This window comes from Streptomyces sp. NPDC006265 (assembly GCF_040613555.1).
Taxonomy (GTDB): Bacteria; Actinomycetota; Actinomycetes; order Streptomycetales; family Streptomycetaceae; genus Streptomyces.
Window position 1 is genome coordinate 1 of the sequence record NZ_JBEXSH010000210.1, and the last position, 11309, is coordinate 11309.

The 11309-nt window shown below is 71.0% G+C and carries 12 protein-coding genes, 1 tRNA gene and 1 pseudogene; 6 read left to right on the top strand and 8 right to left on the bottom strand.

Translation table 11 applies throughout. The features are described from left to right. The 3 genes from ABZ281_RS18705 to ABZ281_RS18715 form a co-directional block, all read right to left on the bottom strand. On the bottom strand, positions 1–649 hold a 649-nt coding region (locus ABZ281_RS18705; RefSeq protein ID WP_356656788.1), incomplete at its 3' end, for a chaplin. 131 nt (positions 650–780) lie between these two features. After that, positions 781–1014 carry a chaplin ChpH gene (gene chpH / locus ABZ281_RS18710; RefSeq protein WP_356656790.1) on the bottom strand — a complete coding sequence of 78 codons (234 nt, stop codon included), beginning with the start codon at positions 1012–1014 and terminating at the stop codon, positions 781–783. A 150-nt stretch (positions 1015–1164) separates the two neighbouring features. Then, positions 1165–2490: a M20/M25/M40 family metallo-hydrolase gene (locus tag ABZ281_RS18715; RefSeq protein ID WP_356656792.1), complete on the bottom strand. Its 1326-nt coding sequence runs from the start codon at positions 2488–2490 to the stop codon at positions 1165–1167. Between the two features lie 196 nt (positions 2491–2686). Between ABZ281_RS18715 and ABZ281_RS18720 the strand changes: the two genes are divergently transcribed. Both ABZ281_RS18720 and ABZ281_RS18725 read left to right on the top strand, forming a co-directional pair. After that, a tRNA-Leu gene (locus ABZ281_RS18720) sits at positions 2687–2771 on the top strand. A gap of 63 nt (positions 2772–2834) precedes the next feature. Then, complete coding sequence (locus ABZ281_RS18725; RefSeq protein WP_356656794.1) at positions 2835–3209, top strand: YchJ family protein; 375 nt, start codon at positions 2835–2837, stop codon at positions 3207–3209. 3 nt (positions 3210–3212) lie between these two features. Here the strand turns inward: ABZ281_RS18725 and ABZ281_RS18730 are convergent, their stop codons facing one another. After that, positions 3213–3914 carry a FadR/GntR family transcriptional regulator gene (locus ABZ281_RS18730; protein ID WP_356656796.1) on the bottom strand — a complete coding sequence of 234 codons (702 nt, stop codon included), beginning with the start codon at positions 3912–3914 and terminating at the stop codon, positions 3213–3215. A 138-nt stretch (positions 3915–4052) separates the two neighbouring features. On the opposite strand from ABZ281_RS18730, the gene ABZ281_RS18735 reads away from it, so the two are divergent. The 4 genes from ABZ281_RS18735 to ABZ281_RS18750 are packed head-to-tail and all read left to right on the top strand — an operon-like array spanning position 4053 to position 7856. Beyond that, positions 4053–4571, top strand: coding sequence for a gluconokinase (locus ABZ281_RS18735; protein WP_356656798.1), 519 nt, complete (start codon positions 4053–4055; stop codon positions 4569–4571). A gap of 57 nt (positions 4572–4628) precedes the next feature. Further along, the gene (locus tag ABZ281_RS18740) at positions 4629–6026 is read left to right on the top strand and encodes a gluconate:H+ symporter (RefSeq protein WP_356656800.1); all 1398 of its coding nucleotides are present in this window, start codon (positions 4629–4631) and stop codon (positions 6024–6026) included. A gap of 13 nt (positions 6027–6039) precedes the next feature. Continuing rightward, the gene (locus ABZ281_RS18745; RefSeq protein WP_356656802.1) at positions 6040–6804 is read left to right on the top strand and encodes an SDR family oxidoreductase; all 765 of its coding nucleotides are present in this window, start codon (positions 6040–6042) and stop codon (positions 6802–6804) included. 20 nt (positions 6805–6824) lie between these two features. Continuing rightward, the gene (locus ABZ281_RS18750) at positions 6825–7856 is read left to right on the top strand and encodes an L-idonate 5-dehydrogenase (protein WP_356656808.1); all 1032 of its coding nucleotides are present in this window, start codon (positions 6825–6827) and stop codon (positions 7854–7856) included. Positions 7857–7925: 69 nt separating this feature from the next. Here ABZ281_RS18750 and ABZ281_RS18755 read toward each other — a convergent pair whose 3' ends face one another. From ABZ281_RS18755 to ABZ281_RS18770, 4 genes and pseudogenes are all read right to left on the bottom strand, one after another. Continuing rightward, a complete protein-coding gene (locus ABZ281_RS18755) occupies positions 7926–8549 on the bottom strand; it encodes a cytochrome b/b6 domain-containing protein (protein ID WP_356656804.1) in 624 nt (207 codons plus the stop codon). Then, positions 8533–9258, bottom strand: coding sequence for a molybdopterin-dependent oxidoreductase (locus tag ABZ281_RS18760; protein WP_356656810.1), 726 nt, complete (start codon positions 9256–9258; stop codon positions 8533–8535). Before ABZ281_RS18760 ends, ABZ281_RS18755 begins: the two co-directional genes overlap by 17 nt. A gap of 111 nt (positions 9259–9369) precedes the next feature. After that, the gene (locus ABZ281_RS18765) at positions 9370–10905 is read right to left on the bottom strand and encodes an APC family permease (protein WP_356656806.1); all 1536 of its coding nucleotides are present in this window, start codon (positions 10903–10905) and stop codon (positions 9370–9372) included. A gap of 32 nt (positions 10906–10937) precedes the next feature. Then, positions 10938–11309: pseudogene (locus ABZ281_RS18770) on the bottom strand (hypothetical protein); the annotation flags it as partial.

An 11309-nucleotide genomic window follows, 5' to 3' on the forward strand; every position in this document is an offset into this window, starting at 1 on the left:
CGGGCGGGGTGCCCGGGGTACCGGGCTCACCGGGGGTGCCGGGGCCACCCGGGTTCCCGGGGGTGCCGGGGGTGCCGGGGTCACCCGGGTTCCCGGGATCGCCCGGGTTACCGGGGTTCCCCGGCTGGCCCGGGCCCCCCGGCTGGCCAGGGGTCTCGTGGCCGCCGCCCGGCGGGGTGCCGTGGTGGCCGCCGCCACCGTTGGAGCAGTCGTTGCCCGTGCTGGGGTTGCCGACGCCGATGACGTCGACGCTGTTGCCGCAGACGTTCACCGGCACGTGGACCGGCGCCTGGACGTGGTTGCCCGAGCCGACGCCGGGCGAGTCGGTGGCGTGCCCGCCCGCGTGGGAGCCGCCGTGACCACCGTGACCGCCGTGTTCGCCGTATCCCCCAGACGACGATCCACCGCCCTTGTTCGCGCACGAGTTGCCCACCGACGGGTTGAGCACACCGACGACGTTGACCGTGTTCCCGCACACGTTGACCGGCGCGTACACCGGCGCCTGCACCGAGTTTCCGGACAGCACGCCGGGCGAGCCCGACGCCGAACCCTGGGCGCCCGAGTCGGCGTGCGCGGAGCCGCCCGCGGCGGCGATCACGCCGGTCGCGGCCGCCACCGTCATCAGACCCTTGCGGGTAGCCTGTCGCATTTTCTGAATACCTGCCTTCGACCCAGTCTCGAATTCTTCTCGAATTCCTCGAAAGAAGCGTTCGGCCCCGGAGCGCATGGCACGCATTCCGGGACCGATGGCTTTGAACTCCCCTCAGTGAGGGGAAAGCATCACTTATTGATGCAGGTGTTGCCGAAGGCAGGATTCAGCAGCCCGATCACGGAGACCGTGTTGCCGCAGGCGTTCACCGGGACGTGAACGGGCACCTGGACAACGTTGCCGGACAGGACGCCCGGGGAGTGCACGGCGGCACCCTGAGCACCCGAGTCGGCGACGGCCAGGCCCGCGCCCGCGAGAACCAGCCCACCGGTGGCAGCCGCAGCAGCGACGACCTTCTTGATCATTATTCCTCCTAGTTGGCAAAAGCGACCCATCTTGCGATCGCATTACCTGTAACGAGGCTGGAGTAATGAGGCTACGAGCTTATGGTCGCATTCACTCTTCCCAGCAGGTTCCGTACGCGCGACCGAATACGACCGTCCGCGGGGGTGGCTTCAGGACGCGTCGATGAAGCGGTCGAGCACGCGCACGCCGAACTGCAGGCCCTCCACCGGCACCCGCTCGTCGACGCCGTGGAACATGCCGGCGAAGTCCAGCTCCGGCGGCAGCTTCAGCGGCACGAAGCCGAAGCCGCGGATGCCCAGGTCGTCGAAGGACTTCGCATCCGTGCCGCCGGAGAGCATGTAAGGGACCGCCTTGGCGGTCGGGTCCTCGGCCAGCAGCGCGGACTGCATGGCCGCCACGAGCGCCCCGTCGAAGGTGGTCTCGACGGCCTTGTCGGCGTGGACGTCCTCACGCCGCACCTTCGGGCCGAGGATCCGGTCGAGGTCGGCGAGGAACTCCTCCTCGTGGCCGGGCAGGAACCGTCCGTCGACGTGGGCGGTCGCCTCGCCGGGGATGACGTTGACCTTGTAACCGGCGCCGAGCTGCGTGGGGTTGGCCGTGTTGCTCAGTGTCGCGCCGATGAGCTTGGCGATGCCGCCGAGCTTCGCCAGGGTCGACTCCATGTCCTCCGGGTCGAGTTCGGTGCCGAACGCGTCACCGAGCTCGTCGAGGAAGGCGCGGGTGGTCTTGGTGACGCGCACCGGGAACTTGTGCCGCCCGAGCCGCGCCACGGCCTCCGACAGCTCGGTGATCGCGTTGTCCCGGTGGATCATCGACCCGTGCCCGGCCGTGCCGGCCACGGTGAGCTTCATCCAGTGCATGCCCTTCTCGGCCGTCTGGATCAGGTAGAGCCGGCGCTGCTCGCTCACGGTGAACGAGAATCCGCCCACCTCGCTGATCGCCTCGGTGACGCCCTCGAACAGGTCGGGGTGGCTGCGCACGAGGTGTTTGGCGCCGTACGTGCCGCCTGCCTCCTCGTCGGCGAGGAACGCGAGGACGATGTCGCGCGGGGGCTTGCGCCCGCTGCGCAACCGGTCACGGACGACCGCCAGGGTCATCGCGTCCATGTCCTTCATGTCGACGGCACCGCGGCCCCACACACAGCCGTCGGCGATCTCGCCGGAGAAGGGGTGGTGCGTCCAGTCGTCCGCGTTGGCCGGTACGACGTCGGTGTGGCCGTGGATGAGGAGCGCGGGCCGGGAGGGGTCCTCGCCCTCGATGCGGGCCACCGTGGAGGCGCGGCCCGGGTGGGACTCGAAGATCTGCGGTTCGAGCCCGACCTCGGCGAGCTTCTCGGCGACGTACTCCGCCGCCTTGCGCTCGCCCGGACCCGAGTGGTCGCCGTAGTTGCTGGTGTCGATCTGGATCAGCTCGCGGCAGAGGTCCACGACCTCGTCCTCGCCGGTGACGCTCCTGGCCGTGTCCGTCTCGCTCACGTGCATCCTCCCGGTGTCACTGCTGGTGGGTCCCCCTCATCCTCTCTCTCCCGCGCCCGCACCCCAAGAGCGCTCCCGGCCCGTCGCACGCCGTTCACGCCTCGCCGGGGTGCGGACGGGGGGTGATCGGCCACCCCGGAAGGCCTGGTAATGTTTACGTCGTCGCCGCGGGGAGAACCCGCGCGACAGACACCTTGTCCGGGTGGCGGAATGGCAGACGCGCTAGCTTGAGGTGCTAGTGCCCTTTATCGGGCGTGGGGGTTCAAGTCCCCCCTCGGACACATCGAGCCTGAGGGCCGTGACCACGAGGTCACGGCCCTCAGGTGTTTCGCGGAGAGGTGACCATGACCAGCCGTTCCTGCCCGTGCGGACTCCCCCAGACCTACGCGGCGTGCTGCGGCCGTTTCCACTCCGGGACCGCTGCCGCGCCGACCCCCGAGGCGTTGATGCGGTCGCGGTACTGCGCGTTCGTGAAGGGGGATGTCGCGTATCTGCTGCGGACGTGGCATCCGCGCACGCGACCGGGCCGGCTGGAGCTGGATCCGGGGATGCGGTGGACCGGGCTGGAGGTCCTGGGGACGAGCGACGGGTCCGCGTTCCACGCCACCGGCACCGTGGAGTTCCGGGCGTCGTACCGGGGCGGATCCCTGCACGAGCTGAGCCGGTTCGAGCGGGTCGACGGGGCCTGGGTGTACGTCGACGGGGAGTTTCCGGCGTAGCCGCTACGGCGCCAGGATGTCGAGTTCCTGGAGGGCGCCGACCGTGATCTCGCGGGTCAGTTCCTCCGCCCGGACGGCGTCGCCCTCGCGGACCGCCTCCGCGACCTGGACGTGCAGGGTGACGGCGGCCGGGTCGGGATCCTCGAACATCACGTCGTGCTGGGTACGCCCCGTCAGGACCTCCGCGACGACGTCGCCGAGGCGGGCGAACATCTCATTGCCGGAGGCGACCAGGACGACGCGGTGGAAGGCGACGTCATGGAGGAGGTACCCCTCCAGTTTGTGACCGCGTGAGTGGGCGACCATGCCGAGGGCGCACCGGGTGAGTTCGGCGCACTGCTCGGCCGTGGCATGCCGCGCGGCGAGACCGGCCGCGACCGGTTCGATCGCGGAGCGCAGCACCGTGAGGGACCGAAGCTGCCCGGGGCGGTCGGCGCCGGCCAGACGCCAGCGGATGACCTGCGGGTCGTAGACGTTCCACTCGGACTTCGGGCGGACCGTCACGCCGACGCGGCGGCGGGACTCGACCAGGTACATGGACTCCAGGACGCGGACCGCCTCGCGCATCACGGAGCGCGACACGTCGAAACGCTGGGCGAGCTCGTCGGTGCGCAGGACACTGCCCGGCGGGTACTCACCCGCCGTGATCTCGGGGCCGAGGGTGTCCAGTACCCGGCCGTGCAGCCCCCGGCCCGTTGCGCTCATGCACTCAGCGTACGGGGCAGATCACGGAGACAAAAAGTCAGACTTAATCATCACTGACTCTTGAATTCGTCGTACCTAATGGGTTTCAGTTGCGTCGACATCACGTGTCGACCTCGGACAGCAGACAGTGAGGCAGCGATGAACACCCCCCATGTCGTCGTGGTCATGGGCGTAGCGGGCACCGGCAAGACCACCATCGGTCCCCTGCTCGCGGCCCGGCTCGGCGTTCCGTACGCCGAGGGCGACGACTTCCACCCGCAGGCCAACATCGCCAGGATGTCGGCCGGCACCCCGCTCACCGACGAGGACCGCCTGCCCTGGCTCGACGCCATCGGCGCGTGGGCCCACGGGCGGGCCGGGCTCGGCGGGGTCGTCAGCTGCTCGGCACTGAAGCGGTCGTACCGCGACCGGCTGCGGGCCGCCGCGCCGGGCGTGGTCTTCGTGCACCTCACGGGTGACCGCGCGCTGATCGAGGACCGGATGTCGCACCGGCAGGGGCACTTCATGCCCACGGCGCTGCTCGACTCCCAGTTCGCCACGCTCCAGCCCCTCGCGGCGGACGAGGCGGGGGTCGGGGTGGACGTCGCGGGCGACCCGGAGGAGATCACCGAGCGGGCGGCCCACGCCCTGCGGGACCTCCCCGAGCCCGTCCAGTAGCCCCTGACGGTTTCCCCCTTTTCCCTCTTCCTCTCCCCAACGCAAAGGGAACCCACCGTGACCAGACTCAGCGTCGAGATGCTGGCAGCGGACGCACCCGAGCCGATCACCTCGGCCGGTCACGCTCAGCTGGGCATCGCCGTCCTGGCGGGCATCGCCGTCATCGTCCTGCTCATCACCAAGTTCAAGCTGCACGCGTTCCTGTCGCTGACCATCGGGTCGCTGGCGCTCGGCGCGATCGCCGGGGCACCCCTGGACAAGGTGCTGCTCAGTTTCAGCGCCGGCCTCGGCTCCACGGTCGCCGGCGTCGGTGTGCTGATCGCCCTCGGGGCGATCCTCGGCAAGATGCTCGCCGACTCCGGCGGCGCCGACCAGATCGTCGACACCATCCTCGCCAAGGCCGGCGGGCGTTCGATGCCGTGGGCGATGGTGCTGATCGCCTCCGTGATCGGGCTGCCGCTGTTCTTCGAGGTCGGCATCGTGTTGCTGATCCCGGTCGTGCTGATGGTCGCCAAGCGCGGCAACTACTCGCTGATGCGCATCGGCATCCCGGCGCTCGCGGGCCTGTCCGTGATGCACGGCCTGGTGCCGCCGCACCCCGGTCCGCTGGTCGCGATCGACGCGGTCGGGGCCGACCTCGGCGTGACGCTGGCGCTCGGCGTTCTCGTCGCCATCCCGACGGTGATCATCGCCGGGCCGGTCTTCTCCAAGTACGCGGCCCGCTGGGTCGACGTCCCGGCCCCCGAGAAGATGATCCCGCAGCGCGCCTCCGAGGAACTGGACCGGCGTCCCGGCTTCGGCGCCACGCTCTTCACCGTGCTGCTCCCGGTGATCCTCATGCTCGCCAAGGCGCTGGTCGACATCGTCGTGGACGATCCCGAGAACGCGGTGCAGCGAGTCTTCGACGTCGTCGGCGCCCCGATGATCGCTCTGCTCGCCTCGGTGCTGGTCGGCATCTTCACGCTGCTGCGGCCCGCCGGGTTCTCCAAGGAGCGGATATCACCGCTCGTCGAGAAGAGCCTCATGCCGATCGCGGGCATCCTGCTGATCGTCGGCGCGGGCGGCGGCTTCAAGCAGACCCTCATCGACACGGGCGTGGGTCAGATGGTCCTGGACGTCTCCGAGGACTGGGCCATCCCCGCGCTGCTGCTGGCCTGGCTGATCGCGGTGGTGATCCGGCTCGCGACCGGTTCGGCGACGGTGGCCACGGTCTCGGCGGCCGGTCTGGTCGCCCCGCTCGCGGCGGACATGTCCACCACGCACGCCGCTCTGCTCGTCCTGGCCATCGGCGCCGGCTCGCTGTTCTTCAGCCACGTCAACGACGCCGGTTTCTGGATGGTGAAGGAGTACTTCGGGCTGAGCGTCGGTCAGAACATCAAGACCTGGTCCGTCATGGAGACGATCATCTCGGTGGTCGCCGGCGGTCTGGTCCTGCTGCTGTCCCTAGTGATCTAGGAGTGCCGCGGCGATGACGGCTCATCCCCTCTTCGACATCGCCGGCCGTACGGCGCTGGTCACCGGCTCCAGCCGGGGCATCGGACTCGCGCTCGCGCGCGCTCTGGCGGAGGCCGGCTGCACGGTCGTGCTGAACGGACGCGACAAGGACCGGCTCGCCGGGGCCGTCGCGGAGCTGCCCGGCGACCGGGTGCACACGGCCGCGTTCGACGTGACCGACGGATCATCGGTGGCCTCGGGGGTCGCCGAGGTCGAGGAGCGGGTGGGTCCGCTCGACATCCTCGTCAACAACGCGGGCATGCAACTGCGCGCCCCGTTGCTGGAGTTCGGGGAGTCCGACTGGCACCGGATCCTGGACACCAACCTGACCAGCGCCTTCCTGGTCGGCCGTGAGGCGGCGCGCCGGATGACGGAACGCGGCCACGGGAAGATCATCAACATCTGCTCGCTGCAGAGCGAGGTGGTGCGGCCCGGGATCGCGCCGTACGCCGCCACCAAGGGTGCGCTGAAGATGCTCACCAAGGGCATGTGCGCGGACTGGGGGCCGTACGGGGTGCAGGTCAACGGCCTGGGCCCGGGTTACATCGAGACCGAGCTGACCCGGCCGCTGGTGGAGGACGAGGAGTTCAGCGCCTGGGTGCGCAGGCGCACTCCGGCCGGACGCTGGGGCCGTACCCAGGACCTGGTGGGCGGGGTGCTGTTCCTCGCCTCCCCGGCCGCCGACTTCGTCAGCGGGCAGGTGCTGTATGTCGACGGCGGTATGACGAGCGTGCTGTGACCTGCCGGGAGGCGGCTGTGATGCTGGGTTGTGTGATCCACGGTCAGGGCGACCTGAGGGTGGCGGAGCTGCCGGTGCCACGGCCCGGACCCGGTCGGGCGCTGGTCGCCGTGCGCTACGGCGGGGTGTGCGGGTCCGATCTGCACTACTGGCGGCACGGCGGGGTCGGCGACTTCCGGCTGCGGGAGCCGATGGTGCTCGGGCACGAGGTCGTGGGGACCGTCGTGGAGTACGGCGCCGACGCGTCGGGGCCGGTACCGGGCAGGGCCGTCGCCGTGCATCCGGCCACTCCGTGCGGGGTCTGCCCGGAGTGCGCGGCCGGGCGGCGCAACGTCTGCCGGGACACGCGGTATCTCGGCAGTGCGGCGCGGTTTCCCCATGTACAGGGAGGGTTCGCGGCCCAGGTGGTCGTGCCGGCGGCGCAGGTGCGGGCGCTGCCGGACGGGCTGGAGCTGCGGCGGGCCGCGCTGGCCGAGCCCCTGTCGGTCGCTCTGCACGCGGTGCGGCGGGCCGGTGGGGTGGCGGGGCGGCATGTGCTGGTGACGGGCGCCGGGCCCATCGGATGTCTGGTGGTCGCGGCGGCGAAGGCGGCCGGTGCCGCGCACATCACGGTCTCGGACCTGCTGCCGGAGGCGTTGGAGTACGGGCGGATCGCGGGGGCCGGGACGGCCGTACGGGCCGATGACCCCGACGACCGCGGATGGCCGGACGAGGTCGACCTGGCCGTCGAGGCGTCCGGCGTGGCGGCGGGGCTCGACACCTGTCTGCGCCGGGTGCGCCGGGGCGGGGTCGTCGTGCAGCTGGGGATGTTGCCGGCGGGGCACAGTCCGTTCGCGGGAAACCTCGTGGTGAGCCGTGAGATCGAGCTGCGCGGGGCGTTTCGCTTCGGCGGTGAGTTCGACGAGGCGTTGACGCTGCTGGCCCGGGAACCGGCGTTCGACGGGCTGATCAGTGCGGTAGTACCCGTGGGGGACGCCGAGTCCGCGTTCGCGCTGGCGGCTGATCGGAGCCGGTCCTGCAAGGTGCTGTTGGATTTCGCCCCTTCGCCGTAACGGATCCGTAGTCGTGCGTCTGCGGGTGCGTCGTGGCTTGTCGCGCAGTTCCCCGCGCCCCTGATAGCTCTACTGACGCCACAGAGGGTGCTCTCGGTCTGCCCACTCTCTGCTCACCTTGCCCGTGCGCATGCCCCTTCTCGACTCCGGGTCCGCCAGGGCCATGCCGATGTGGCCTGCCAGGACGATGCCGATGGTGAGGGCCAGCCAGTCGTGGACGAAGGTGGCGCTGGTGCGCCAGAGCAAGGGGGTGAGGTGGGTGAACCACATCATCAGGCCCGTGGCGAGCATGACCAGTGTGGCGCCCGCGATCCAGGCCGCGTAGAGCTTCTGGCCGGCGTTGAACTTGGCCGCGGGGCGGGACGAGCGGCGTTTGTCGCGGTGCAGGGCGGCGCGCAGCCAGGTGCGGTCGTGCGGGCCGAAGCGGTTGAGGCGGCCGAGGTCGGCGCGGAAGGCCCGGGAGGCGAGGCCGGCCAGGACGGGGACGGGCAGGGCGAGGCCGGCCCACTGGTGCAGGGTGACGATCAGAGCGCGGCGGCCGACGAGTTCGGCGAGCTGGGGGATGTAGAGGCAGGCCGCGGTGATGATGCAGATGCCCATCAGCGCGGCCGTGGTGCGGTGGGTCCAGCGCTGCAGCGTGGTGAAGCGGCGCACGTCGGCCGTGACCGGCGGTGTGTCAGCTCGTAGGGTCATCGTCCCGCCCGTTCGAGCGACCCACCCAGGCGTCGACGTCGTAGCCGCGCTCCTCCCAGTAGCCCGGCCGTACCTCGTCGGTGACGGTGATGCCGGAGAGCCACTTGGCGGACTTGTAGAAGTACATGGGCGCCACGTAGAGCCGGACCGGGCCGCCGTGGGAGTGGCCGAGATCCTTGTCCTGCATGCGCAGGGCGACCAGGACGTCCGCGCGGCGGGCCTGGTCGAGGGTGAGGCTCTCGGTGTACGTGCCGTCGAAGCAGGTGAAACGGACGGCCTTGGCGGTGGGGCGGACCCGGGCCGCGTCCAGGATCCGGGACAGGCGTACGCCCTCGAAGGGGGTGTCGGGGACGCGCCAGCCCGTGACGCACTGGACGTCGCGGACCATGCGGGTCTGCGGCAGGGCCTTGAGGTCGGCGAGGGTATAGGTCGTCGGCCGGCCGACCAGGCCGTCCACGGTGAGCCGGTAACTGCCGGCGTTCTTGCGCGGGACGGACGAGGCGACCGAGTAGTAGCGGAAGCCGCCACCGTTGGGAAGCAGGCCCGTCAGGCCGGTGGGGTCCTTGTCGGCCGCGCCGCCCAGGAAGCCCTCCAGGCCGCGTTGCAGCGGAGGTGCGGCGGCCACGCCGACGGCACCCAGGGCGAGGGTGCCGAGGAAGACGCGGCGGCCGATCGGGGTGCCCCGCTCTTCGGGGTGCTCATCGTTCACACCCTTGGGTACGTCCTCGTTCACGTACTCATTCGAACACCCGCGACCCCGATTCGACAGGGATCGCGGGTGCTCGTCAGACTTCCGTAACGACTTCTTACGCGGGCCGCGTCAGGAGGAGGCCGCCTTGTCGAGCTGGAACGCCTCGTTGCCGAGGCCGATCCGGGCGTGCTTCTCGGGGTCGCGGGCGCGCAGCACCAGGCCGAGGACCACCCCGGCGAGCGCCGCGAGGCCGATGATGCCGGGCAGCACCCAGCTCAGCGAGGAGCCGGGGCCGGCGCCGACCAGCACCTCGAAGTCCTTCACCGTGTAGCAGGCGATCACCAGCAGGGCGATGCCCGCCAGCGCGGACGTGGCCAGCCGCCAGGCCTGGGCGCCCGCGGCGCCGCGGCGGACGAAGAAGACGACGACGGACAGGGAGGCCGCCGCCATCAGCACGATCACGCCGAGGGCGCCGATGTTGCCGTCCCAGGTGAACAGGTGCAGGACGGGCGCGGTCGGGTCGCCGGCCGGCTTGTCGTCGGCGATGGCGAAGGTGGCCACGACCGCCACGGCCACGACGGTCTGGAGCAGCGAACCGGTGCCCGGGGCGCCGCTGCTGCCGCTGGTGCGGCCGAAGGCGGCGGGCAGCAGTCCCTCGCGGCCCATGGCGAAGGCGTAGCGGGCGACGACGTTGTGGAAGCTGAGCAGCGCGGCGAACATGCCGGTGACGAACAGGACGTGCAGGACGTCGGTGAAGGTACCGCCGAGGCGGGACTCGGTGAGGAAGAACAGCAGCCCGGCACTCTGCTTCTGGGACGTGCCGACGATCGCGGCGGGGCCGGTGGCGACGGTGAGGGCCCAGGAGCTCAGCGCGAAGAAGACGGCGACCCCGCCGACGGCGAAGAACATCACCCGCGGCACCAGCACGTGCGGGCGGCTGGTCTCCTCGGCGTAGACGGGGGCCTGCTCGAAGCCGAGGAAGGCGGCGATGCAGAAGCACAGCGCGGTGCCGACGCCCGCGCCGGTGAGGGTGTCGGGGTTGAAGGCGTGCAGTGACAGGCCCTCCTTGCCGGGGTCGGCGATCGCGGCGATGTCGAAGACCACGACGAGGAGCACCTCGATGACCAGCAGCACGCCGAGCACGCGGGCGTTGACGTCGATCTTGAGCCAGCCCAGCAGCCCGACGGCGAGCGCGGCCACGAGCGCCGGTATCCACCAGGCGATCTCCATGTCGGCGTAGGTGGCGAGGAGCCCGGAGACCTCGAAGCCGAAGATGCCGTAGATGCCGACCTGGAGCGCGTTGTAGGCGACGAGGGCGACCAGGGCGGCGCCCGCGCCGGCGGTGCCGCCGAGACCGCGGGAGATGTACGCGTAGAAGGCGCCCGCGTTGTGGACGTGGCGGCTCATCTCGGCGTATCCGACGCTGAACAGGATCAGGACGACGCCGAGGACGACGAAGAGCAGCGGCTGGCCGACGATGCCCATCACCGCGAATGTGGTGGGCATGACACCCGCGACGACCATGAGCGGCGCGGTCGCGGCGAGGACGGAGAGCAGCAGGCCCCCGGTGCCGAGCCGGTCGGCGCGCAGGGCGCGCTCGTGCCCCTTGAACGTACTGATGCCGCCGGAGGCGGATGGGCTCGTTCTCGAACTGTCCGTGGTCATCGGGGGAGCGTCCTCACTCTTCGGGTCGGGGGTCAGGCCGTGCCGAGCGCGCCGGCGCGGGCGGCGGCGAAAGCGGTGTGCGGGTCGCGGTCCGGGTACGACCAGGGCGCCGGGGTGGCGTGGCGGCCGATCCGGTGGAACAGGGCGGCGGCCTCGGCGCCCCGCCCCTCGCAGAACTTTGCGTGGGCGAGGAAGTTCAGGTCGATCAGCCGCCGCGGGTGTCCCTCCAGCTCCCATTCCAGCCACCAGTCGAAGGCGGCCTTCATGACCTGCCGGGCGCGGCGGCCCGTCCAGTGGCCGGAGGCGGCCGGGTCGGCGGGTTCGTACCCGGCGGCGGCCAGCACGCGGTACCGCTCGGCGTGCGCGATGACCGGCAGGAGCGCGAGGGGGGAGTCGGCGGGTGC

Coding starts and splice junctions, on each gene's coding strand:
- chpH (WP_356656790.1), bottom strand. CDS start 1,014: ATGATCAAGAAGGTCGTCGCTGCTGCGGCTGCCACCGGTGGGCTGGTT.
- ABZ281_RS18725 (WP_356656794.1), top strand. CDS start 2,835: ATGACCAGCCGTTCCTGCCCGTGCGGACTCCCCCAGACCTACGCGGCG.
- ABZ281_RS18730 (WP_356656796.1), bottom strand. CDS start 3,914: ATGAGCGCAACGGGCCGGGGGCTGCACGGCCGGGTACTGGACACCCTC.
- ABZ281_RS18735 (WP_356656798.1), top strand. CDS start 4,053: ATGAACACCCCCCATGTCGTCGTGGTCATGGGCGTAGCGGGCACCGGC.
- ABZ281_RS18745 (WP_356656802.1), top strand. CDS start 6,040: ATGACGGCTCATCCCCTCTTCGACATCGCCGGCCGTACGGCGCTGGTC.
- ABZ281_RS18750 (WP_356656808.1), top strand. CDS start 6,825: ATGCTGGGTTGTGTGATCCACGGTCAGGGCGACCTGAGGGTGGCGGAG.
- ABZ281_RS18755 (WP_356656804.1), bottom strand. CDS start 8,549: ATGACCCTACGAGCTGACACACCGCCGGTCACGGCCGACGTGCGCCGC.
- ABZ281_RS18765 (WP_356656806.1), bottom strand. CDS start 10,905: ATGACCACGGACAGTTCGAGAACGAGCCCATCCGCCTCCGGCGGCATC.